The sequence below is a fragment of the Lysobacter sp. ISL-50 genome, assembly GCF_018612875.1.
Lineage (GTDB): Bacteria > Pseudomonadota > Gammaproteobacteria > Xanthomonadales > Xanthomonadaceae > Lysobacter.
This window is the reverse complement of record NZ_JAGGRI010000040.1, coordinates 1-22,051: the sequence shown is the minus strand read 5'-3', so window position 1 is coordinate 22,051 and position 22,051 is coordinate 1. Positions and strand designations below refer to the sequence as shown.

Annotated in this window: 19 protein-coding genes; 6 read left to right on the top strand and 13 right to left on the bottom strand. The window is 69.5% G+C overall.

Annotation, left to right across the window (positions count from 1 at the left end; genetic code table 11):
* A partial coding sequence (locus tag J7J50_RS20950; RefSeq protein WP_215097548.1) for a hypothetical protein occupies positions 1 to 208 on the top strand: 208 nt, incomplete at its 5' end.
* On the opposite strand, the gene J7J50_RS20945 is transcribed toward J7J50_RS20950, so the two are convergent.
* From J7J50_RS20945 to J7J50_RS20925, 5 genes are all read right to left on the bottom strand, one after another.
* Positions 174 to 788 carry a hypothetical protein gene (locus J7J50_RS20945; protein WP_215060878.1) on the bottom strand — a complete coding sequence of 205 codons (615 nt, stop codon included), beginning with the start codon at positions 786 to 788 and terminating at the stop codon, positions 174 to 176. The two genes, J7J50_RS20950 and J7J50_RS20945, sit on opposite strands and share 35 nt — an antisense overlap.
* Before the next feature lie 22 nt (positions 789 to 810).
* Complete coding sequence (locus tag J7J50_RS20940) at positions 811 to 1,581, bottom strand: transporter (RefSeq protein ID WP_251044668.1); 771 nt, start codon at positions 1,579 to 1,581, stop codon at positions 811 to 813.
* On the bottom strand, positions 1,578 to 1,946 hold the full coding sequence (locus tag J7J50_RS20935; protein ID WP_215060880.1) for a hypothetical protein: 369 nt from the start codon (positions 1,944 to 1,946) through the stop codon (positions 1,578 to 1,580). Before J7J50_RS20935 ends, J7J50_RS20940 begins: the two co-directional genes overlap by 4 nt.
* Before the next feature lie 145 nt (positions 1,947 to 2,091).
* Positions 2,092 to 2,553: a hypothetical protein gene (locus tag J7J50_RS20930; protein WP_215060882.1), complete on the bottom strand. Its 462-nt coding sequence runs from the start codon at positions 2,551 to 2,553 to the stop codon at positions 2,092 to 2,094.
* Between the two features lie 77 nt (positions 2,554 to 2,630).
* Positions 2,631 to 3,413 (bottom strand): rhomboid family intramembrane serine protease, encoded by a 783-nt coding sequence (locus tag J7J50_RS20925; protein WP_215060885.1) that lies wholly within the window; start codon positions 3,411 to 3,413, stop codon positions 2,631 to 2,633.
* A gap of 126 nt (positions 3,414 to 3,539) precedes the next feature.
* Between J7J50_RS20925 and J7J50_RS20920 the strand changes: the two genes are divergently transcribed.
* A complete protein-coding gene (locus J7J50_RS20920) occupies positions 3,540 to 4,709 on the top strand; it encodes a class I SAM-dependent rRNA methyltransferase (protein ID WP_215060887.1) in 1,170 nt (389 codons plus the stop codon).
* A 185-nt stretch (positions 4,710 to 4,894) separates the two neighbouring features.
* Here J7J50_RS20920 and J7J50_RS20915 read toward each other — a convergent pair whose 3' ends face one another.
* Together J7J50_RS20915 and J7J50_RS20910 are read right to left on the bottom strand one after the other, a co-directional pair.
* A complete protein-coding gene (locus J7J50_RS20915) occupies positions 4,895 to 5,131 on the bottom strand; it encodes a hypothetical protein (protein WP_215060889.1) in 237 nt (78 codons plus the stop codon).
* Between the two features lie 62 nt (positions 5,132 to 5,193).
* Positions 5,194 to 5,517: a hypothetical protein gene (locus J7J50_RS20910; RefSeq protein ID WP_215060891.1), complete on the bottom strand. Its 324-nt coding sequence runs from the start codon at positions 5,515 to 5,517 to the stop codon at positions 5,194 to 5,196.
* Between the two features lie 531 nt (positions 5,518 to 6,048).
* Between J7J50_RS20910 and rmuC the strand changes: the two genes are divergently transcribed.
* Positions 6,049 to 7,638 (top strand): DNA recombination protein RmuC, encoded by a 1,590-nt coding sequence (gene rmuC / locus J7J50_RS20905; protein ID WP_215060893.1) that lies wholly within the window; start codon positions 6,049 to 6,051, stop codon positions 7,636 to 7,638.
* Positions 7,639 to 7,973: 335 nt separating this feature from the next.
* On the opposite strand, the gene J7J50_RS20900 is transcribed toward rmuC, so the two are convergent.
* The 6 genes from J7J50_RS20900 to J7J50_RS20875 all read right to left on the bottom strand — a co-directional run bounded on the left by J7J50_RS20900 (position 7,974) and on the right by J7J50_RS20875 (position 12,635).
* Entirely contained in the window at positions 7,974 to 9,041 is a 1,068-nt protein-coding gene (locus J7J50_RS20900; RefSeq protein ID WP_215060914.1) for a VacJ family lipoprotein, read from the bottom strand.
* Between the two features lie 293 nt (positions 9,042 to 9,334).
* Entirely contained in the window at positions 9,335 to 9,616 is a 282-nt protein-coding gene (locus tag J7J50_RS20895) for an STAS domain-containing protein (protein ID WP_215060895.1), read from the bottom strand.
* A gap of 1 nt (position 9,617) precedes the next feature.
* Positions 9,618 to 10,280 (bottom strand): ABC transporter substrate-binding protein, encoded by a 663-nt coding sequence (locus J7J50_RS20890; RefSeq protein ID WP_215060897.1) that lies wholly within the window; start codon positions 10,278 to 10,280, stop codon positions 9,618 to 9,620.
* Positions 10,277 to 10,840: an outer membrane lipid asymmetry maintenance protein MlaD gene (mlaD, locus tag J7J50_RS20885; protein ID WP_215060899.1), complete on the bottom strand. Its 564-nt coding sequence runs from the start codon at positions 10,838 to 10,840 to the stop codon at positions 10,277 to 10,279. The genes J7J50_RS20890 and mlaD overlap by 4 nt, the downstream gene beginning before the upstream one ends.
* Positions 10,841 to 11,097: 257 nt before the next feature.
* Positions 11,098 to 11,847: an MlaE family lipid ABC transporter permease subunit gene (locus tag J7J50_RS20880; protein ID WP_215060901.1), complete on the bottom strand. Its 750-nt coding sequence runs from the start codon at positions 11,845 to 11,847 to the stop codon at positions 11,098 to 11,100.
* Complete coding sequence (locus J7J50_RS20875; protein ID WP_215060904.1) at positions 11,847 to 12,635, bottom strand: ATP-binding cassette domain-containing protein; 789 nt, start codon at positions 12,633 to 12,635, stop codon at positions 11,847 to 11,849. The genes J7J50_RS20880 and J7J50_RS20875 overlap by 1 nt, the downstream gene beginning before the upstream one ends.
* 462 nt (positions 12,636 to 13,097) lie before the next feature.
* Here J7J50_RS20875 and recC point away from each other — a divergent pair, with 462 nt between their 5' ends.
* Genes recC through recD form a run of 3 tightly spaced genes read left to right on the top strand, consistent with a single transcriptional unit; the run spans position 13,098 to position 21,900 of the window.
* Positions 13,098 to 16,508, top strand: a complete 3,411-nt coding sequence (gene recC, locus J7J50_RS20870) for an exodeoxyribonuclease V subunit gamma (protein ID WP_215060906.1) — start codon at positions 13,098 to 13,100, stop codon at positions 16,506 to 16,508.
* The gene (gene recB / locus J7J50_RS20865; protein WP_215060908.1) at positions 16,505 to 20,068 is read left to right on the top strand and encodes an exodeoxyribonuclease V subunit beta; all 3,564 of its coding nucleotides are present in this window, start codon (positions 16,505 to 16,507) and stop codon (positions 20,066 to 20,068) included. The genes recC and recB overlap by 4 nt, the downstream gene beginning before the upstream one ends.
* Positions 20,065 to 21,900, top strand: coding sequence for an exodeoxyribonuclease V subunit alpha (gene recD, locus J7J50_RS20860; RefSeq protein WP_215060911.1), 1,836 nt, complete (start codon positions 20,065 to 20,067; stop codon positions 21,898 to 21,900). Before recB ends, recD begins: the two co-directional genes overlap by 4 nt.
* Positions 21,901 to 22,051 lie beyond the last annotated feature (151 nt).

Genomic DNA, 22,051 nt, shown 5'->3' with positions numbered 1-22,051 from the left:
TCGCGAGTTACAAGCGGCGCCCAGCAACAGCAACAGCAAAGCCGAAGCCGAAGCCGAAGCACACAGCAAAGCCAAGCCGGGGCAAAGCAAAATATCGGCAACGGCAACGGCAACGGCAACGGCAACGGCAACGGCAACGGCAACGGCAACGGCACACGCCGTGCCGAACGACGCTACGGCCGCAACTCACCCACGTATTCGGCCATGAACGCACTCGCCATCGTTGTCAGCGTCAGCAGCCACAGCACCGCGCCCAGCACCAGCCACAAATAATTGGCCGGCGTCAGCAGCCGGTTGGATTCACCCTGCGGGTCCGCGCAAGCCGCATTGGCCGCGCACTGAAGCTCCAGCAGCGCCCATCCCAGCGGCAGCAGTATCAGCACGTCGAAAAGGTTGATGACGGACGCGGCGACGCGACCCTGCGCGGCCAGATCGACAACCAGGCCAAGCACCTGCGCGATCACATAGACCGTCGCCGGAAACGCCGGTTTCCAGGCGAAAACGCGCCCGGACGCGCGCAGCGACGCGTCGATCCGCTTGGCCAGGGAATGGGTGTAGAACACCGCGAACAGCGTGCGCGTCACCGGCGACAGCGCGACCGAATGGGCGCGGCGATACCGCGCCCAGTGCATGTAGAACCAATACAGCTGATACAAGCCGAAGGTGCCGAAATACAACAGGCAGAACTTGCGCGGCGATACCACGAAGAACTCGTTCGTGCGATCGATCGGCCCCGCGACCGGCGTAACGTCGCTGATCGGCGGGGCGTAGAGATTGCGATCGTCCATGTTCGTCCCCGTGGTGAGTTGATCAATCGAAATAGAAGGCCACGCCCACGCCGCCTTGCAGGTCGGGGCTGTCGCGGTCCAGGCCGGCGTCGAGCGAGACATCGAGCTGGATCGCCGGTGTCGCCATGAAGGTCAGGCCCACGCCGGCGACCGAGGCGGTGGGTTGGTGGTCGGCGCGCGACCAGCCGGCTTCGAGGTAAGCAGCGACGCGGTCGCCGATCGCGTAGCTCAGGCTGGGCGACCAACTCCAGGTGTCGGCGCCGTCGCTGCGATCCAGGTTGAAGTACAGCGCGCCGGAAACCGCGTCGCTGAAGTCGTAGCCCAGCGTGGTGCCGAGCGAATACTGAGTGGCGCCGTTGCTGAATTCGCGATCGCCGCTGGCCGCGGTGACGCTGCCGAGCACGGCCCAGGAAAATTGGTCGTGCGAAGACGGCAGCGCGATCTTCAGCGCCACGCCGGTGTCGCCGGCGCCATGGCGCGAACGGCGGCCGTCGCCGTCGCGTTCGCGCAGATAGTTGAACGGCGAAGTCGCCAGCTGCAGTTCGACGCGGTCGCTCAGCCCCAGGCGCAGATTGGTGTTGGCGCTGTAGGTGGTGCTGCGCGCGCCGCCGCGGTCGTCGCGCTCGAAATCCGGCAGCCCCTGTTCCCAGGCGAATGCGCCCTTGGGCAGGGTGCCGGTGGCGAAGGCGATGCCGGGCCGGTCGAAGGAGGGCGCGTCGGCGGCGCGCGCGGCGTTGCCGGCGCTTGCCAGCGCGGCGCCGAGGATCAGCGCCGCGGTCGTGCGCGGGCTCAAGGCTGGGTCCACTGGCCGCGCTGCATCTGGCAGGCGCGTTGCAGGTTCGCCAGTTCCTCGGCCGAGCGCTTGTAGTAATAAATCCTGGCCTGCGCGCCCATCGGCGATTCGCACACGCCCTTGGCGCCGCTGGGGCAGGCCGGGACCAGCTTGGCGGTGGCCTGGCCGCCGAGTTCCTCAAGCCCCGGCACCTTGCCGTTGCACTGCTGCTTGAGCTGTTCGTCCGAAATCGGCTGCGAGGACTGGGTGCACTCGTTGATGACCATGCCGGCGACCTGGCCTTCGACATGGCAGGCGCTGGCGGCCTGCGCGAGCGGGGCGGCGAACGACAACGCGAGGACGAGCGGTGCGGTCAGGGGGCGCATGGCGAAACTCCGGAGCGGACGTTGGACGGATCGCGCCGGGAGACGGGGAATTCGCGTGGGCGCCGACCGGGGCGAGCGCGGCCCATCTCCCATGGACGCGGCGCCACTCTAGCGTGCGCAGCGGGGGCGGCGCAGCGATGGGTGTTCAGCGCTGGGTATTGGATCGAAGGCGTACCGAAAGTATGTGCAGGTATCTCTTTCCGGATCGTTGCGTTGGCCGCCAACTTTGACTGACAGCGTTTTCGACGCGCACGTCAGCGAAATCCCAGACCTGCTGCCCGTCGCGATACTCGGTGCGGTGGGTCGGCCCAAGCGCCCTACGCAACGCGTCGGCGCTTGCCCGGTAGCGGGGCTTGATCGCTCGCCAACACGGTTGACGGCGGCAGAACTGGACTTCGCTCAGCCAGGGACGGCTGACGAAGTTGAACCAGTAAGGCGCGGCATGACCGAACAACGTGAAGCGCAACATCGTCGGTCCATGCGCGCAGGACTCGAATCGATCGCGCGGAATAAGCTCGTACAGCTCGCTCTGAGTGATACGCCAGGGGATCGTTACCCCGTACTCGGGCACCGGAATACCGATGCCTGGATCTTGTTGGGCGGACATCGCGCGGGGCTCGGATCGAGCCGAAAGGCGGAGAACCTGCGCAGTCTAACCCGTGCCGGGACGGCTTCGCCGGCGGATTATTCTTCGTTGTTTCCGCGCCCTGGAAACCGCAACACCACGCCCGTCTGCACATCCCGCGGCTCCGGCCGGTTCCACAGCACCGGCACGCGGCCCGGGCTGGGCGGTTCGAGTTCGTCGTTGAGCGGCACCATCTGCGCGTCTTCTTCGTCTTCCCAGCTGTAGCGCTTGCGCGGCGGCAGCGGGTCGCTGAGCTTGAACACGAAGGCGCCGATCACGCCGGCCACGGCGCCGCCCAGGTGGGCCTGCCAGGACACGCCGACTTCGCGCGGCAGCACGGTCAGCAGCATGCCGCCGTAGAGCAGGAAGGCGATGAAGGCCGCGGCGATCGAGGCGCGGTCGCGGCGCAGCAGGCCCAGGGACATCACCAGGAACATCAGGCCGTGGGTCACGCCGCTGGCGCCGAGGTGGTAACTGCCGGGGTCGCCGAGCAGCCAGGCGCCCAGGCCCGAGCCCAGCCACATGATCGGCAGAGCGCGGATCGTCGCCTTCGGGTAGACCGCGCCGGCCAGGGTGCCGAGCAGCAACAGCGAGGTCGCGTTGGCGGCCAGGTGCTCGATCGAGCCGTGCAGCAGCGGCGCGGTCAGCAGCCCGATCAGGCCTTCGGCCGACCAGGGCTGGACCGTGAAGGCGCGCACGTCGAAGCTGCCCTGGGCGCTGAACACCGCCACCAGCACCAGCACGAAGGCCAGGCTCAGGTTGAGGGCCCGGATCAGGCGCGCGCGGTCGGCTTTGCGCTGGGCCGGGGTGTCGGGGATCGGGGCGTCGGTGGGCAGGTGCATGTGAATCAGATTGGCACCACCGCAAACCTTTACAAGCCGGTCCGGCTGGGCTTCTTTGTCCCGCGAACGGGACTGAGCACCCGGTCAAAGGCCGGGACCGGCGCCCGGCCCCGGTAGAATGCCCGGATGACTACCGAAATCCCCACCGTACGCCTCAAGAACGCCTGGAAATCCACCCACCCCTGGATCTTCCAGCGCCTGGTCGATAAGCCCGCCCAGCGGCCCAAGCCCGGAGCCATCGTCAACGTCGTCGGCGTGGACGGGCTGTGGATCGGCCGCGGCTTCTACAACGGCCATTCGCGCATCGCCCTGCGCATGCTGGAAAACGATCCCGACGTCGAAGTCGATGCCGACTGGTTCGCGCGCAAGATCGCCGCGGCGGTGTCGCTGCGCCGCGACGTGATCCGGCTCGACGAGGTCAGCGACGCCTGGCGCGTGGTGCACAGCGAGGGCGACGGGATCAGCGGGCTGGTGGTCGACCGTTACGGGGATCTGCTGGTGGTCGAGTACTTCAGCGCCGGCGCGTTCCGTCATCGCGAGTGGATCTACGACGCGCTGCGCGCGCAGTTCCCCGGCTGCCGTTTCTACGCCTTCGCCGACGAACACGTGCAGAAGCAGGAAAGCTTCGATTTCCGCGGCACCGAGCCGGTGCCGCCGTCGACGATCACCGAGTACGGGGTGAAGTTCCGCGCCGACCCGGCCGGCGCGCACAAGACCGGTTTCTTCGCCGACCAGCGCGAAAACCGCGAATGGCTGTCGCAGCAGGTGGCCGGCAAGCGCGTGCTGGACCTGTGCTGCAACACCGGCGGCTTCGGCGTCTACGCCAAGGTGCGCGGCGCCGAGGAAGTGATCGGCGTGGACATCGACGCCGACGTGCTCAACATCGCCAAGGGCAACGCCAAGCTCAACGGCGCCAACGTCAAGTTCGTCCAGGCGGACATCTTCCCGTACCTGCGCGACATGGGTAACGCCGGCGAGCAGTTCGACGTGGTGATTCTCGACCCGGCCAAGATGACTCGCGACCGCGAGCAGGTGATCGCGGCGCTGAAGAAATATCTGGACATGAACAAGCTGGCCTTGAGCGTGGTCAAGCCGGGCGGCTTGTTCGCCACGTTCTCGTGCACCGGTCTGGTCAGCGAAGACCAGTTCCTGGACATGCTGCGCCGCGCCGCGTTCTATGCCGGCCGCACCGTGCAGGTGCTGAAGGTGTCCGGCGCCGGCGCCGATCATCCCTGGCTGGCGCAGGTGCCGGAGTCGCGGTATTTGAAGGCGGTGTTTTGCCGGGTGCTGGATTGAGGTTGGCTCCCTTTCCCTGCTTGCGTGCCATTGGCTCGCGCGGCAGCGAAAGCCCCGGCGCGTAATAGCGCTCGGACAGGGGGGGATAACGCCAACGGCGCGAATACTTTGGTTCTCCCGACTTTCGCGTGCCCTCACCCCAACCCTCTCCCGCTCGCGGGAGAGGGAGCAAGACGATCCGACGCTCAATCCGGCGCGCGAAACCCCGTCACATGCCGCGCCTTGTAGCTGTCCGGCCGATACGACACTTCGCGCGCCAACCCATCGAGAAATCCAGGCTCCTCGATCCGCGCGCGTTCGCCGGCATCGAGTTCGAGCGTCAACTCGTACAGGGCGATCGTGCCGCACAGCACCGACAGATAGCGCCGCTCGCCGTCGGCGTACAGCGTCCAGGCCCAATCGCGTTGGTCGATGAGTTGCATTGGGTTGCTGTCGGTCTGTGCGGACGATACGTCGAACCGATGCGAGTCGGCTTCAGTATTGCTCAGTCTTTCCACCACAGGATCGTCGGCGGGTCCTCGGCTCGGGCCTGCTCCAGGCGATGCAGGGCTTCCACGTCCAATCCCGGCAGATGCACGGCCAGGGCGGTGGCGACTTCGCGGTAACCGGGCCAGTCGGTGCGCAGCTCCAGGCGCTCGCCGGCCACGGTGCCCAGCTCGACGAACACCAGCTTGCGGTCGGTCGCGTCGATCGCGTAGCCGTCGATGCCGTCGATGTCGTGCCAGCGGATGCCGTGCACGCGGCCGGCGCCGTCGTCGCGCCAGACGCCGCGCGGGTCGGCGAACAGCCGGGGATCTTGCGGGTCCATGGGTGCGGTCCTTGGCGCGCGACCGGCGAAGGCCGGGCGGTCGAGCGACCAAGATTGGCACAGCGGCCGCGTTCGATCCTGTTCCGTATGGAACGCGACGGGGGTGGCCTTGTGGGCTTTTGCGACCGCGTTCGCAATTTAGCGGGCTGGACGGGAGGCCCGGGTCAGGCGCCGGTCCGGCGTGGCCTCGCGAAAGCGGGACGCGCGGGTTTGAGGGCGCGCCGTGCGGCCCTGGTCTCCGCGTTCGCGGGGATGGCGGCAGGCGGGAACGCGGTCGCCGCATCGTTCAATGCGCAGTCGCGGTCGCGTGCAGCGAAAGCCTGCCTTCGCATCGACACCCGATCGTCGCCGCGACCTGTCGAACCACGAACCGCGCCTTTGCTTGCACGCCGGTTCGTCGCAAAGCCTGAGACTCCCCCGCCTAGACTGGACGCTTAGACTAGGCATGCGATCCGTGCCCGTCTTCAGAACGCCCTTGTCCGGCGTTCGGCCACGGAACGGCCTGTCCCCCGTACGTTCCATGAGCCCTCGATGTCCCCGACCGTTGCCCTGATCGCCATTTTGTCCGCGCTGTTGATCGGCGCCGCGCTCGCCTGGCTGCTCGCGCGCGCCGGCGCTGCGCGCGCGCTGGAAGCCACGCGCAGCGAACTGGGCGCGCAATTGAACGCGGCCAACGCCGAACGCGCGCAGTTGCTGGAACGCAGCGCGCGCATTCCCGAATTGCAGACCCGGCTCGACGAACTGGAAACCGCGCGCAACCAGTTGCAACGCGACAGCGGCATGCTGCGCGAAACCATCGGCCGCACCGGCGCCGAGCTCGACAAGGAACAGCAAGCGTTGCAGCGCCTGCGCCTGGAGTTCGAGCAGCTCGAACGCGAGCGCGACGCGGCCGCCGCCGAACTGAGCCGGCGCACGGTCGATGTAGGCCGCCTCAACACCCAGCTCGACGCCGAGCGCAGTCAGTCGCAGGAAAAGATCGCCCAGCTCAAGGACGTGCGCGACGAGTTGAGCAACCAGTTCAAGAACCTCGCCAACGAAATCCTGGAAGAGAAGAGCAAGCGCTTCACCGAGCAGAACCGCAGCCACCTGGGCCTGCTGCTCGATCCGCTGCAGCAAAAACTCGCCGAATTCCAAGCCAAGGTCGAGACCGTCTACGACAACGAAACCCGCGACCGCACCGCGCTCGGCGAACAGGTGCGGCAGCTGATGGCGCTCAATCAGTCGCTGAGCGAAGACGCGAAGAACCTCACCACCGCGCTCAAGGGTTCGAGCAAGGCGCAGGGCGCCTGGGGCGAGTTGATCCTGGAGCGCGTGCTGGAATCGGCCGGCCTGCGCAAGGGCGAGGAATACGACGTCCAGGAAAGCCACGGCACCGAGGACGGCGAGCGCCGCCCGGACGTCACCGTGCATCTGCCCGAAGACCGGCATCTGGTGATCGACTCCAAGGTCTCGCTGGTCGCCTACGAGGAATTCACCAGCGCCGAGGACGACGACTTGCGCGCGCGTGCGCTCAAGCGCCATCTCGAATCGGTGCGCCAGCACATGCGCGGGCTGTCGGAGAAGCGTTATCAGGATTTGTACGGCCTGCGTTCGCTGGATTTCGTGCTGATGTTCGTGCCGGTCGAACCTGCCTTCATGCTGGCGGTGACGCACGACCGCAATCTGTTCATGGACGGCTGGCAGCGCAACGTGCTGGTGGTGAGCCCGTCCACGTTGCTGTTCGTGCTGCGCACCGTCGCCCATTTGTGGCGGCAGGAAGCGCAGAACCGCAACGCGCAGGAAATCGCCAAGCGCGGCGCGCAGCTGTACGACCGCTTGTGTTCGTTCGTGGCCGATCTGGAAAAAGTCGGCGACCGTATCAGTCAGGCGAAAGACAGCTTCGATGCCGCCCGCGACAAACTCAGCCGCAACAAGGGCAGTGTGATCCGCCAGGCGGAGATGCTGCGCGACATGGGCGTGAAGCCGAACCGCGCGCTGCCGGCGAAGTTGGTGGAGTTGTCGGCGGATGAAGATGCGGTCGACGACCTGGTGGCCGACGGGCCCAGCCCGATCGAAGGCGCGGCCGGGCTGCTGAGCGTGGATGAGGGTGCGGGCGAGGATCGCGCTGAAGAAGAAAAATGAGTGCGGTGGGGTTGATGGTTTAGCGCGACGCCGACAGCGCGCGTGTTTTGTCTTTCAACGAAGCCGCGTCAAATTGCCCCCTTTGCAAAAAGGGGGCGAGCGCCTTGCGTGGGACCGCGGGCCGATGCCGTAGCGGCGGGGGGGATTTGCGGGGACTCGCGAGTTACCGCGGCACAAAGCAAATCCCCCTAGCCCCCTTTTTCAAAGGGGGAACTGCACGATGCGATCGTGTTGGGAGCGCAAGGACGGGGATTAGTCCGGCAATCCTCACCAACAAAAACGGCCCGGATTCGCATCCGGGCCGTTCGTGTTTGCGATAGCGAACCGCAACGCGATCAACGCACGCCGGTACCATCCGTCGGCATGATCGGCATCGCATCGGCCGGGACGCTCGGGTTGCTGTCGTCCTGCAGATAGTCCGGCAACTGGGTGTCGCCGTTCTTTTCCATGCGGTCGCCGAAGATCTGGTAATCGCGGCGCTGCGTCCACGAGTCGCGGACCAGGGCGTATTCGTCCTCGGCGCCCTCGCGCAGGCTGTCCAGCGGCAGCAGCTGCGCGCGCACGTCCACCAGCTGCAAACCCTGCAGCGGGATACGGATGCGGTCGCGTTCGATCTGGCGCAGCGGGCTCAGCGGGGCGTCGCCGACCATGCCGAAGGTGTCGCGCACGGTGCGCGGGCCGAAGAACGGCAACTCGACGTAGCGCGAACGCTTCCAGCCCCACACGCCCAGGGTCTGGCCGAAGTCTTCGCTGCGGTTGGGCAGCTTGGCCGCGGTGGCCGGATCGAAGATGCCGCCGATGCCCAGCGTGCTGTTGAGGGCGAAACGGCCCAGCGACTGCGCCGCCTGCTTGGGCTTGCCCTGCAGCAGCGCGTTGAGGATCGACACCGGCTGGCCGAGGTTGTTGAAGAAGTTGCTCACGCCCAGGCGGATCGGACGCGGCACGACCTTGGAATAGGCGCGCGCCAGCGGCCGCGCCACGGCGCGATCCACCGCCATGTTGAAGCGGTGCATCTTGCGGTTGTACTTCTCCCACGGATCGTAGGCGCCGGGCACGTTGGCCGGCGCCGGCAAGGTGGGATCGGCGACCGGGTCGTAGGCCGATACGCCGTAGATGTCGTCGAAATCGCGTTCGGCGTCGGTGCGCGGGTCGCTCGGATCGGCCGAGGCGCCGGCCGAGGCGCCGGCCGGCGGCGCTTTCGACGGATCGATCTGGGCCAGGGCGTAGTCCAGCGACATCGGATCGAGATCGAAGCCGCGGGTCGCCAGCGCGTCGGCGGCAACGGCCGGTTCGACGATGACTTCTGCAGCGGAGGCGGGCGCATCCGGGCTCACCCCGGCCGCCGACAGCGCGATCGCCGAATCGGTCTGCACCGCGACGGTTGCGTCCGCTTGTGCGGGCATCGCTTGCGGATCGGCCGCGGCCTGGCCCGGCTGCGATTCGATCGCCGCCGGTTCAAGCGCCAGCGGGTCGGCGGCGGAGGATTCGGGCAGGGCAGCCACGGAGGCCGGCGCCGCGTCTTGCGCGAGGGCCGGTACGGAATGCAGCGCGGCCAAAGCCAGGGCCAGCGCTAAAGGGAGTGCGTGGGGGCGCATGGTTGCAGTCTAGTCTTCCAGGACAACGGTGGGGGCGGCCAGGCCTCGTCAGGAGGGCGTCGGCGACCGCAACAATGGGTTAATGCGACGCCGGTCGTGGGTCAGTGACCGAAACCGAGCGAGGCATCGAGCCGGTACGCCGCGCGCAACTCGGCCAGGCCGGCGGGTTCGCCGACCACGGCCGCGTCGGGCGCCTGCGCGGCCAGTTCGGCCAGCAGCGCCAGCCCGGCGCTATCGACCGAGCTGACCTGGGTCAGATCGAAACGGCGCGCGCCCGCGGCCAGCGCGCGCGCCTGCGGCCACAACGCGGCGGCCGCGGCGCGGTCGAGGGCGCCGGCGAACACCAGCGCCTCGCCGTCCTTGCGAACGCTCGCCGCGCTCATCTCAGTTGCTGCTCGCCTGGGCCTGCAGCTTGCCGGCCTTGATGTCGGCGGCGACCTGGCTGATCGACTTCTGATTGAGCGGGGTGTCGAACTGATTGCGGAAGGTCTGCACGAAGCTGACGCCTTCCACCATCACGTCGAACACCTTCCACTGCGCGCCGTTCTTGCGCAGCAGGTAGTCCACCGGAATCGGCTCGCCGCCCTGGCGCAGGAACTCGCTGGAGACCTTGACGATCGCGCCGCCGCGCAGCGGGGTCTCGGACTTGATCCGGACCTGCAGGCGGGTGTTGAAGTCGAGCAGGGCCGAGCCGTAGCGCTGCATCAGGCTGCCGGTCAGCGCGTCGGCGAACAGGTTCACCTCGGCGTCGGACGCGCCGCGGCCGTGAGTGCCCAGGACCAGGCGCGCGGCGTAGTCGCGGTCGAAGACCGTGTTGAATTCGGTGGTGATGAACTGGCTCAGCGCGGCGCGGTTCTTGCTGAACTCGGCGCGGCGCGATTCCAGGGTGGACAGGATGCGGGTGCTGTTGGCCAGCACCATCGCGCTGGGCGAACCGGCGGCGGGCGCGGCCTGGCCCGGGGCCGCGGTGGCCTGGGCGAAAGCGAGGGAGGGCGCGCCGGCGATCAGGGCCGAGGCGAGGACGGTGGCGATCAGGATGCGCTTCATTTCTTGCTCTCGTCGGAGGGGGCGGCTTCGCCCTTGAGGTAGTCGGGAACGTCGGCGTCGGCCGGCTTGGCCGCGGACGCGCCGCCGCCATTGCCGCCTTGTGCGCCGCCGCCGCTGAACATGTACTTGCCGACCAGCTGGATCAGATCGACCGCCGGCTGGGTCAGGAAGATCTCCCCGCCGGGCTTGAGGTTTTCCGGGTCGCCGCCCGGGGTCAGGCCGACATAGCTCTCGCCCAGCAGGCCGCTGGTCAGGATGCCGGCCGAGGTGTCGGCGGACAGGGTGTAGCGCTTGTTGATGGCCAGGGTGACCACCGAGTTGTACTTCACCGGGTCCAGCGAAATGTCGGCGACCTGGCCCACGGTCACGCCGCCGATCTTGACCGGCGCGTTCGGGCGCAAGGGGCCGATCGTGGTGAATTTGGCGGTGATGTTGTAGCTATCGCCGCCGAAACCGAACTTGCTGTTGGTGGAGGCGATGGCCAACACCAGCAGCGAAGCCAGGGCGAGCAGCAGGAACGCGCCTACGGCGAACTCGATGCGGGGACTGCGGACGGACATGGCATCACCTTGGGGATAAAGCCCGCGCGGATCAACGCGGCTGTGGAAACGGTATGTCTGGAACGGTGTGGGTATTGCGAAAGGGCGACGGCCTTGGAGCCCCTCTCCCGCTTGGCGGGAGAGGGGTTGGGGTGAGGGCGCGCGGGATCGCGCTGCAACCTCACTCGGCCCTCATCCGCCCTGTCGGGCCCCTTCTCCCGCTCGCGGGAGAAGGAAAAACACAGCACCCCTCCCGCTCGCGGGAGAAGGGAGCGCGATTACTTGAACAGCAGCGCCGACATCACGAAGTTGAACATCAGCACCAGCAGCGAAGCATTGACCACCGCGCGCGTGGTCGCCACCGACGTGCCTTCGATGGTCGGCTCGGCGTGATAACCCACATACGCCGCCACCAGCGCCGCGGTGGCGCCGAACACCGCCGACTTCACGAACGCCATCAGGAAGTCGTTATAGAAATCGACGCTGTCCTTGAGCACCTGCCAGAACGTGCCGGCCTCGATGCCGATCACGTGCACCGACTCGAAGTAGCTGGCGGTGATCGCCAGGCTGCAGAAGAACCCGGTCAGCAGCGGCACGCACAGCACCGCCGCCCAGAACCGTGGCGCCACCGCCTTGCCGATCGGGTCGATCGCCATCAGCCCGAGCGCGGTGATCTGGTCGGTCGCGCGCATCAGGCCCAGTTCGGCCGCGATCGAGCTGCCGGCGCGGCCGATGAACAGCAGCGCGGTCAGCACCGGCCCGAGTTCGCGGTACAGGCCCAGGCCCAGCATCGCGCTGACCTGATTGGCTGCGCCGTAGGTGTCGAGCGCGCGATAGCCCAGCAGCGTCACGGAAAGTCCGACGAACGCGCCGCCAACAGCGATGATCGGCAGCGAACGTGCGCCGATCTTGTAGATTTCACGAATCAGCTCGCGGAACAGGTCCGCGGTCGGCTTGGACGCGCGCAGCACCGACAGCGAGAACAGGCCGGCACGGCCCAGCGAGCGGGTGGCCTCGATCAAGGGCATCAAGCAGCCTCCGAAGTGCGCGGCGCGGCATCGAAGCCGATCGGGCCGTCGGGCTCGCCGCGCAGGAATTGGCGGACCAGCGGGTCGGTGCTGTGTTCCAGCTCGGCCGGCGTGCCCGAGAACACGATGCCGCCGTTGGCGATGACGATGGCGTGGTCGGCCACCGGCAGGGTTTCGTGGACATGGTGGGTGACCACGATGCTGGTCAGGCCCAGGGTGTCGTTGAGGCGGCGGACCAGGCTCATGACCACGCCGGAGGCGATCGGGTCCAGGCCGGTCAGCGGTTCGTCGTAGATCATCAGCGGCGGGTCCAGCGCCAGCGCGCGCGCCAGGGCGACGCGGCGGGCCATGCCGCCGGACAGCTCGCGCGGGTAGGCGTCGGCGGCGGCCTGCAGGCCGACCGCGTGCAGCTTCATCAGCACCAGCCGGCGGATCAGCGCATTGGGCAGCTTGGTGTGGGCGCGCAGCGGCAGCGCCACGTTCTCGGCGGCGGTGAGGTCGGTCAGCAGGCCGTTGCCTTGCAGCAGCACGCCGATGCCCTTGCGCAGTTCGAGCAGGTCGCGCTGGTTCTGCGGCACCTGCTGGCCGAACACCTCGACCTTGCCCGCGGCCGGCGCGAGCTCGCCGGTCAGCGCCGACAGCAGCGTGGACTTGCCGCTGCCCGACGGCCCGAGCACCGCGACGATGCTGCCGCGCGGCACCGACAGATTGATTCCGCGCAGCACGCTGCGGCCGCCGCGATCCAGGCGCAGGTCGGTCAGGCGGACGATGGGCGATGACGTCGTCATGCGGAAAGACAATCCGGTGCGGGCGGGGGCGAAGCGGGTGCTTCTACAAAACGGCGAAGCTTGGCCCAGCGAGGCTGAACGGGGTTGGAGCGTAGCGCCATTGTCGCAGCTTAGCGGTCTGCGCCTGGAGATGGGTCGGTCGGAGGGTCGGCGCAGTGTGTGAGGTGGAAGCGTGACCGAGGTGGATTAAATCGGTTTTAAGCGGTTGGTTGATTGTCGCCAAGAGCAAATCCCCCCTGGCCCCCCTTTTTCAAAGGGGGGAACTCGTCTTGAGGGACGTCGCAACGAATCGATCGTCGCTTCGTTGAGTCCGAGCGTGCGTCGCCGTCAAACACCACGCACCGCATCGAAGCGTTCCCCCCTTTGAAAAAGGGGGGCCAGGGGGGATTTGCTTTTGCCTCCCAAACACAAACGCCACATCCCGCTCCTGCGCCCCGAGCCCCCATGCGGCAAGATGTCCGAATGTCCGCGCGCCCCGATTTCCGTCTCTATCACTCCAATGCGCTGGACGTGCTGGCCGGAATGCTGGCGCAGGAACTGCGCACGCCGGCGCCGGGACAGGCGCTGCTGACGCCGGACACGGTGCTGATTCCGCAGGTGGCGATGCGCCGCTGGCTGCAGGCGACGCTGGCGCAGGCGCACGGCATCGCCGCCAATCTGGAATTCCTCACCCCGGGCGAGTTCGTGCAACGCGCGCTGGAGGCGAACGAAACCGGCGCCCAGGCCGAGCGCGGCGAAGACCTCGACGCCGCCGCCCTGCACTGGCGCGTCTACGCCACCTTGTCCCAGCCCGCGCAACTGCGCGAACCCGCGCTCGCGCCGCTGCGCGCCTACCTCGACGGCGACGATCCGATCAAAGCCTGGTCGCTGTCGGGCGAACTGGCCTCGCTGTTCGAGAAATACCAGGCCTGGCGCCGCGACTGGCTGCTGGCCTGGGACGCCGGCCACGAACGCAACGATGCGCAGGCCGCGCTGTGGCGCCGCGTCGCCGCCGGCCGCCGCTATCGCGCGCGCCGCATCGACGATTACCTCGCCCGCTTCGGCGCCGGTCACGGCGGCCCGGCGGCGATCCCGCGCGGCCTGCCGCCGCGGCTGTTCGCCTTCGCCACCCTCAACATCTCGCCCGACGTGCTGCGGGTGATCGCCACGCAAGCGCTGGCCGGCACCCTGCACTTCTATCTGCCCACGCCCACGCGCAAGTACTGGGGCGACCTGGGCACCCTGGCCGAACGCCTGCGCCAGGGCGAAGACGCCGCCTTCGGCGAGGACGACAACCCGCTGCTGCAGGCCTGGGGCGCGGCCGGGCGCGATTTCATGGCGGTGCTGGGCGGCTACGAAGTCGTGCATCCCTCCGGCGAAATCGCCGCCTACGCCGATCCGGAAGACAGCCGCCACGACGACCCGGCGCGCGACAGCCTGCTGCAGCGTCTGCAACGCGACCTGCTGCACCGGCGCGCGCTGCCCTCGGCGCCGTGGCGCGCGCAGCTCGACCGCGGCGACGCCAGCGTGCAGGTCCACGCCTGCCACACCCGCCTGCGCGAGGTGCAGGTGCTGCACGATCAACTGCAGGCGCTGCTCGATCGCGATTCGCCCGAAGGCCGCCGCTTCGATCCGCCGCTGCAGCCGCGCGAGATCGCCGTGCTCGCGCCCGACATCGATCCTTACGCGCCGCATATCGCCGCGGTGTTCGGCGGCCTGGCCGGGCGGCCGGGATTCATTCCCTATGCGCTGGCCGACGTCAGCCCGCTCGCCGCCGAGCCGCTGGCGGAAGTGTTCCTGCGCCTGCTCGCGCTGCCGGTGTCGCGCTTCGGTCTCAGCGAAATCCTCGATCTGCTGGCGACCGCGGCGATCGCCGAACAGGCCGGCCTGGACAGCGCCGGCCTCGACCGCCTGCGCCTGTGGCTCGGCGACGCCGGCGCGCGCTGGGGCATCGACGCGGCCCATCGCAGCCGTCACGACGCGCCCGGCGACGATGCCTACACCTGGGCGTTCGCGCTCGATCGCCTGCTGATCGGCCACGCCGCCGGCGGCGAGGAGGCGAGCCACGACATGGTCGCCGGCATCGCCCCGTATGCCGAACTCGAAGGCGCCTCGCTCGACGCGCTCGATGCGCTGATCCGCCTGCTGCGCGTGCTGGCGCGCTTCGAGCGCGGCCTGGCCGCCGACCTCAGCCCCGCGCAGTGGTCCGAACGCCTGCTCGGCCTGCTGCGCGCGCTGCTGCCCGAGCGCCCGCGCGACGCCGCCGATCAGCGCACGCTGGAACGCCTGCGCAGCCTGATCGAACGCTTCGCCGGCGACGCCGCCCACGCCGGTTACGACGGCGCCGTGCCGCCGGAAGTGGTGCGCGCGCATTTCCGCGCCGCGCTGGCCGAGGCCGACACGCGCGCGCCGCTGCTCACCGGCGGCGTCAGCTTCGGCCGCATGGTGCCGATGCGGCTGATCCCGTTCCGCGCGATCTGCCTGCTCGGCATGAACGACGGCGACTATCCGCGCCGCGATCCCGCCGGCGGCCTCAACCGCCTCGCCGCCGAACTGGGCACCGCCGCGCGCCGCCACGGCGACCGCTCGCTGCGCGACGACGACCGCTTCTTGTTCCTGCAGTTGTTCGCCGCCGCCTCGGACACCTTCTATCTGAGTTACCTCGGCGCCGATCCGCGCGACGGCAGCCAGCGCGAGCCGTCGACGCTGGTGTCGGAGCTGCTCGACGTGATCGCCCGCTACCACGCCGACCCGGCGCGGGTGCGCGCGCAGTTCACCGTGCGCGAACCGCTGCAGCCGTTCGCGCCGGCCGCGTTCGGCGCCGACGCGGACGCCGAGCCGGAACCGCGGCGTTTCAGTTATCGCGGCGAATGGCGCCCGGCGGTGGACGCCGGTGCGCGCTCGCAGCGGCTCGAACTGGGCCCGTGGCTGGACGATCCGCTGCGGCCGGACCCGTCGCCCGCCGATGCCGGCGACAACGACGGCGTCATCGACTACCGCGATCTGCGCAGCTTTCTGCGCGATCCGCCCAGCGCCTTCCTGCGGCAACGGCTGGGCCTGAAACTGCCGGACGAAATCGACAGCGCGGACGATGTCGAACCGCTGGTGCTGCCCGGCCCGGGCCTGTTCCGCCAGCAATTGCAGCGCGCCGTGTTCGACGACCTGCTGGCCGGCGACGGCGCGATCGATCGCGACCGTTTGCAGGCCGCGCTGCGCGCCCGCGCGCTGTTGCCGTCGGGGCCGCTCGGCCGGCGTCAGCTCGATGCCTTGCTCGGGCAGGTGCGGCCGTTCGCGGACGCGTTCGCGCGCTGGCGCAGCGGTGAGGCGCAAGCGCTGGCGTTCGATCTGGACCTGGGCGAAGCGCAGCTGCGCGGCCGCCTCGACGATGTCTATGCCGGCGGCCTGGCGCGATTACGATTCGACACCTTGCACGGGCCCTCGCAGATCGCCCACGGCCTGGACTGGCTGGTGCTGTCCGCGCTCGGCGATGCGCGCCCGCTGGCGCAGTTCGCGCAGGCCGCGGACGGCCCCGGGCCGCATCTGCGTCCGGCGTTGTCGCCGCCCGTCGCGCAGGCCGCGCTGCGCGCCTTGCTGCGATTGCGCGACTACGGTCTGCGCATGCCGTTGCCGTTCCTGCCGCGCGCCGGTTGGCTGTGGTACGAAGCTCAAGCGCAGGACCCGGACGGCCACGGTCACGCCGGCTGGAACAAGGCCGAAGCGCAATGGCACGGCAGCGCGCGCAGTTGGGGCGAGGCCAGCCCGGCCGGCGTGCAGTTGGCGCTGCGCGGGCGCGATCCGTTCCTGGACCCGGAACTGGGCGAACAATTCCGCGGCATCGCCCGGCTGGTGTTCGACGCGGTCGTGCACGGCCGCGATGAGGACGGCGGCGCATGAACCTCGCGCGCGATCCCTTCCTCGACCTGCCGCTGGACGGCCTGCGCCTGATCGAGGCCAGCGCCGGCACCGGCAAGACCTACACCTTGGCGACCTTGGTCGCGCGCCTGGTGATCGAACGCGGCTTGCGCGTCGGCGAAATCCTCGCGGTGACCTTCACCGACGCGGCCACGCAGGAACTGCGCGAGCGCCTGCGCCGCCGTTTGTTGCTGGCCGCGCGCATCGCCGCCGACGATCCGGCCTTGCCGGTCGAACACGACGATGCAGAACGTTCGATCACGCGCGAACTGGTGCGCGCCCAGGCCGAACACGAAGGCGCCGCCGCCTTGCGCACGCGCCTGCAACGCGCCGCGCGCGAGATCGATCTGGCCGCCGTGGTCACCATCCACGGCTTCTGCGCGCGGGTGCTGGCCGAACACGCGCTGGAAACCGGGCAGGCCTTCGCCGCGCCGGAGATGATCGGCAGCGAGCGCGAACTGCTCGACGAAATCGCCCTGGACGTGTGGCGCGCGTTCGGCAGCGAGGCGACAGCGGCGGAATTGCTGTCGCTGCAATGGCCGGGCGGGCCGTCGTCGCTGGCCTCCGACCTGGGCGCGTTGCTGCGCGCGCCGCTGTTGTTGCCGCCGGCGCCGGCCGAATCGGCCGATCCGCTGCCGCACCTGCTGCACGCCGCCGACGCGCTGCGCGCGAGCTTCGCCCGGCACGGCGACGACGCCTTCGCCGCGCTCGATGCCGCCATCGCCGGCAAGGTGCTCAACGGCAACAGCTACCGCGCGAATCTGCCGCGTGAGCTGTGGTCGGCGTTGAATCAATGGAGCGCGAACGGCGACGCCGCGCAGCCGCTGGATGAGCGCATCGAGAAACTCACGCCGGCCGCGCTGATCGCCAAGACCAACAAGGGCAAGGACGCGGCGACGCCGGCTTCGCCCTTGTTCGACGCGGTCGCGGCGTACCTGGACGCCGCCGCGCAGCGCGCGCAATGGATGGCGGGACAGGCGGTGAGCCTGGTGCACCGCATCCGCGACGCCGCGCGCGCGCGCCTGGCTGAACTCAAGCGCGTGCGCCGGGTGCAGAGCTTCGACGATCTGATCGGCGATGTCGCCGCGGCGCTGGAAGGCCCTGACGGCGAGGCCCTGGCGCGACGCCTGCGCGAGCAGTACGCGGTGGCGCTGGTGGACGAATTCCAGGACACCGATCCGCGCCAGTGGGCGATCTTCCAGCGCGTGTTCGCGCAGCGCGCGCTGTTTCTGATCGGCGATCCCAAGCAGGCCATCTACGGCTTCCGCGGCGGCGACGTGCACACCTATCTGACCGCCGCCGCGCTGGCCGATCAGGCGCCGCCGCTGGATCACAACTTCCGCTCGCGGCCGTCGCTGTTGCGCGCGATCTCGGCCTTGTACGCGCAGGCCGGCGAGACCGCGTTCGTCGATACGCGCATCGCCTTCCGCGAAGTCCAGGCCGGCGGCGCGGTCGCCGACGCCGACCTGCGACGCGACGGCGCGACCGCGCCGGCCTTGACCGTGCGCGCGCTGCCGGCGCCCGGCGACGGCCGCAAGAAACCCGAATGGAGCGCGCCGGAATCGCGCGAGCTGGCCGCGCGCGCCTGCGTCGCGGCGATCCACGGCTGGCTGCGCGATGCGCGTGAAGGCCGCGCGACCATCGGTGCGCGCGCGCTGCAACCGGCCGACATCGCGGTGCTGGTGCGCAGCCACGACGAAGCCGCGCGAATCCAGCAGGCGTTGATCGCCGCCGGCATTCCGGCGGTCGCCGCCGGCCGGCGCAGCCTGTTCGCGACCGCGCAGGCGATGGAAGTGCTGACCTTGTTCGACGCCCTGCTGCATCCGGGCGACGGCGGCCGTCTGCGCGCGGCGCTGGCGACGGTGCTGATCGGCCTGGACGGCGCGGCGATCGCGCAACTGGCACGCGACGAAGACCTGCAGCGCGATTGGCAACTGCGCGCGCTGGCCTGGCGCGAGCGCTGGCAGCGTCACGGCCCGCTCGCGCTCATCGCCGATCTGTGCGCCGAACACGCGCCGCGCCTGCTCGGCTTGAACGACGGCGAGCGGCGCCTGACCAACACGCTGCAACTGGGCGAAACCCTGCAGGAAGCCGACACCCGTTCGCTGGGCCTGCACGGCTTGCGCGACTGGCTGCGCCTGCGCATCGCCGAGGCCGACGACAGCGACGAGAAACAGCAACTGCGATTGGAGTCCGACGCGCACCGCGTGCAGATCCTGACCCTGCACAAGAGCAAGGGCCTGGAGTTCGGCCTGGTGTTCATGCCCTTCGTCGCGATAGGCCGCGAGCCGCGCGGCGGCCGTTGGTGCGAATACCCGGACCCGCAACACGGCCGGATCATGCAGTTGCAGACGCAGGTGTCCGATCCGCATACGCCGGATTGGGACAGCGCGCGCGAACGCGCCGCCGCCGAGGCCCGCGCCGAGGACGCGCGCCTGCTCTACGTCGGCCTGACCCGCGCCCGGCATGCGCTGTGGATCGCGACTGGGCCGCTGTACCTGGCCGCGGCCTCGCCGTTGCGGCCGATGCTGAGCGATCTGGATGCGCTCGCGCGCGGACACGAGGGCGAGATCGTCATCGACGCCGCGCCGCCCGAACCCGCGCCGACACCATTGCCGCCGCTGGCCAGCGGCGCGGTGCCGCCGGCGCGCGAGGCGCGGCGTTCGGTGCCGCGCGACTGGTGGGTCTACAGCTTCACCCAATTGACCAACGAAGACGGCGGCGTCGCCCAGGCCGCGCAGGACGAGCGCGGCGCCGAAGACGAACCTCAGACCGCGGCGGCGGCGCTGACGCCGGGCGATGCGCGCTACTCGGGCAGCCGCTTCGGCAACGTCGTGCACAACGCCTTGGAGCGCGTGGATTTCGCCGCCTGGCGCGGGTGGACGCCGGAGCAGCCGGCGCCCGACGGCGCGCCGGACGTGCTGGCCGCGGCGATGCGCGGCGAAGGCTATGTCGAAGCCGACATCGACGACGGCCTGCCGCTGCTGACCTCGCTGGTCGGCCTGACCCTGACCGCGCGCATGCCCGAAGGCGCGCGATTGTGCGAAGTGGCCGAACACGAGCGCCGCAGCGAAATGGAATTCCACTTCGCCCTGGAATCGGCCCCGGTCGATGCGCTGCTGGCGGCCTTGCACGCGCACGGCTGGCTGCGCGAGCGCCGCGCCTTCGGTCTGCGCCGCCGCCTGGAAGGACTGATGACCGGCAAGATCGATCTGGTCTACGCCTTCGAAGGCCGCTATTACGTGCTCGACTACAAGACCAATCGACTGCCCGACTACGAGCCGGCGCAGATCGAGCGGGCCATGAACGAAAGCGAATACACCTTGCAGTCGCTGATCTACACCATCGCCCTGCATCGCTGGCTGCGCTTCCGCCTCGGCGAGGCCTACGACTACGCGCGCGATTTCGGCGGCGTGCGTTATCTGTTCTGCCGCGGCCTGGACCCGGGCGATCCGGCCGCGGGCGTGCACGCGGACAAGCCCGCGCGCGAACTCGTCGACGCCATCGATGCCTTGTTCGCCGGCCGCAGGCTCGCGTCATGAGCCTGCTCGACAGCCTCTACCGCGAAGGCGTGTTGCGCACGGTCGATCACGCCCTGGCGCAGTCCTTGCGCCGGCTCGATCGCGACACGCCGGACGGGGTGCTCGCCGCCGCGGCGCTGGCCTCGCAGGCGATCGCGCGCGGCCACGCCGCGTTCGATCCGCGCTGCCCGCAGTTGCTGAGCGAAGCGGCGATCGATTGGCCTGACGCCGAGCAATGGCTGGCGGCGCTGGCCGATTCGCGCTGGATCGCGACGCCGCAGGCCGATCGCCCGGCCGATCCGGCGGCGCCGTTGGTGCTGGAACGCGGGCTGCTGTATCTGCGCCGTTATCGCGAATACGAACGCCGCCTGGCGCAAGGCCTGCGCCGCATCGCCGCGTTCGCGCCGGCGCCGGCCGATCTGGCGGCGCTGGCGCCGCTGTTCGCGGCCTTGTTTCCCGATGCGCGCGACGACGATCGTCAGGCGCGCGCGGCGGCGTTGGCGCTGCTGCAGTCGCTGCTGCTGGCCACCGGCGGCCCCGGCACCGGCAAGACCACCACCATCGCGCGATTGCTGGTGCTGTTGATCGCGCAAGCGCGCGTGGACGGCGCACCGCCGCCGCGCATCGCCCTGGCCGCGCCGACCGGCCGCGCCGCCGAGCGCATGGCCGAAAGCCTGCGCGTGGCGGCCGAGCGCCTGTGCGCGCTCGATGCGGTCGATGCCTCGCTGTGCGATGCCTTGCCGCGCCAGGCCAGCACCCTGCACCGCTTGCTCGGCAGCGTGCCGGACAGTCCGCGCTTCCGTCACGACGCGCGCAATCCGCTGGCCTTCGACGTGATCGTGGTCGATGAGGCCTCGATGGTCGATCTGCCGCTGATGTGCAAGCTGGTCGAGGCCGTGCCCGACGGCGCGCGGCTGATTCTGCTCGGCGATCGCGATCAGCTGCCGTCGGTGGAAGCCGGCGACGTGCTAGCGGCGATCGTCGATGCGGCCGGCGAAGACGACGGCCTGCCGGCGGCATGGGCCGCGCAGCTGCGGCCCTTGCTCGGCGAAGACACGCCGGTCCAGCACGCGGCGCAGCCGTTGAGCGCGTACCGCGTGCACCTGCGCCGCGGCTACCGTCAGGCCGAGAGCCTGGATCTGGCGCCGCTGGCCGAGGCCACGCGCGCCGGCGACGCCGACGCCGCGCTCGAACTGTTGCGCGGCGGCGTTTTGGCCGGCGTGCATTTCCACGAAGACGTACACGATCCGTTGGCCGGCGGCGGACGCGACCGCCTGTTGTCGGCGTGGCGCGAAATCGGCGCGGCCGACGATCCGGCGCAGGCGCTGGCCTTGGCGGCGAAACTGCGTCTGCTGACGGCGATGCGCGACGGCGGCCAGGGCGCAGCGCCCTTGAACGCGCGGATCGAGGAAGCATTGGCCGGCAGCCATCGCCCGGCGTATTTCCATGGCCGCCTGTTGCTCGTGACCGAGAACAGCTATCGCCACGGCCTGTTCAACGGCGACATCGGCGTGTGTCTGCGGCCGCGCGGCGACGAACACGCGGGCGCGGCGACGGTGGCGTGGTTCGCCGGCGGCAGCGACGGCGTGCGCGGCTTTCATCCTTCGGCCTTGCCCGCGCACGGCGGCGCATTCGCGATGACCGTGCACAAGGCGCAGGGCTCGGAATTCGACAGCGTGTGGCTGCAACTGCCGCGCCAGGACGCGCGGCACCTGTCGCGCGAACTGATCTACACCGGCCTGACCCGGGCGCGGCGCGAGTTGCATATCGCCGCCAGCGAAGCGGTGTTTCGCCTGGCGTTGTCGCGGCACGCGGCGCGGGTGTCGGGGCTGTCGTGGCGGTTGGGGGCGTAGCCCTTCATCAAAACGAAGCGACGATCTGTTGCCCCCTTTGAAAAAGGGGGCGGGCGCCCGGCGTTGATCGGGAGCGAGGATGGTTTCAGCGCGGGGGATTTGCTTTTGCTTTTGCTGGGATAAGCAAAGCAAAAGCGAAGGGGCTGTCCTA

Bases quoted from the DNA above. Each gene is read 5' to 3' on its own strand.
- J7J50_RS20945 (WP_215060878.1), bottom strand. From the start codon at position 788: ATGGACGATCGCAATCTCTACGCCCCGCCGATCAGCGACGTTACGCCG.
- J7J50_RS20935 (WP_215060880.1), bottom strand. From the start codon at position 1,946: ATGCGCCCCCTGACCGCACCGCTCGTCCTCGCGTTGTCGTTCGCCGCC.
- J7J50_RS20930 (WP_215060882.1), bottom strand. From the start codon at position 2,553: ATGTCCGCCCAACAAGATCCAGGCATCGGTATTCCGGTGCCCGAGTAC.
- J7J50_RS20925 (WP_215060885.1), bottom strand. From the start codon at position 3,413: ATGCACCTGCCCACCGACGCCCCGATCCCCGACACCCCGGCCCAGCGC.
- J7J50_RS20920 (WP_215060887.1), top strand. From the start codon at position 3,540: ATGACTACCGAAATCCCCACCGTACGCCTCAAGAACGCCTGGAAATCC.
- J7J50_RS20915 (WP_215060889.1), bottom strand. From the start codon at position 5,131: ATGCAACTCATCGACCAACGCGATTGGGCCTGGACGCTGTACGCCGAC.
- J7J50_RS20910 (WP_215060891.1), bottom strand. From the start codon at position 5,517: ATGGACCCGCAAGATCCCCGGCTGTTCGCCGACCCGCGCGGCGTCTGG.
- rmuC (WP_215060893.1), top strand. From the start codon at position 6,049: ATGTCCCCGACCGTTGCCCTGATCGCCATTTTGTCCGCGCTGTTGATC.
- J7J50_RS20900 (WP_215060914.1), bottom strand. From the start codon at position 9,041: ATGCCCGCACAAGCGGACGCAACCGTCGCGGTGCAGACCGATTCGGCG.
- J7J50_RS20895 (WP_215060895.1), bottom strand. From the start codon at position 9,616: ATGAGCGCGGCGAGCGTTCGCAAGGACGGCGAGGCGCTGGTGTTCGCC.
- J7J50_RS20890 (WP_215060897.1), bottom strand. From the start codon at position 10,280: ATGAAGCGCATCCTGATCGCCACCGTCCTCGCCTCGGCCCTGATCGCC.
- mlaD (WP_215060899.1), bottom strand. From the start codon at position 10,840: ATGTCCGTCCGCAGTCCCCGCATCGAGTTCGCCGTAGGCGCGTTCCTG.
- J7J50_RS20880 (WP_215060901.1), bottom strand. From the start codon at position 11,847: ATGCCCTTGATCGAGGCCACCCGCTCGCTGGGCCGTGCCGGCCTGTTC.
- J7J50_RS20875 (WP_215060904.1), bottom strand. From the start codon at position 12,635: ATGACGACGTCATCGCCCATCGTCCGCCTGACCGACCTGCGCCTGGAT.
- recC (WP_215060906.1), top strand. From the start codon at position 13,098: ATGTCCGCGCGCCCCGATTTCCGTCTCTATCACTCCAATGCGCTGGAC.
- recB (WP_215060908.1), top strand. From the start codon at position 16,505: ATGAACCTCGCGCGCGATCCCTTCCTCGACCTGCCGCTGGACGGCCTG.
- recD (WP_215060911.1), top strand. From the start codon at position 20,065: ATGAGCCTGCTCGACAGCCTCTACCGCGAAGGCGTGTTGCGCACGGTC.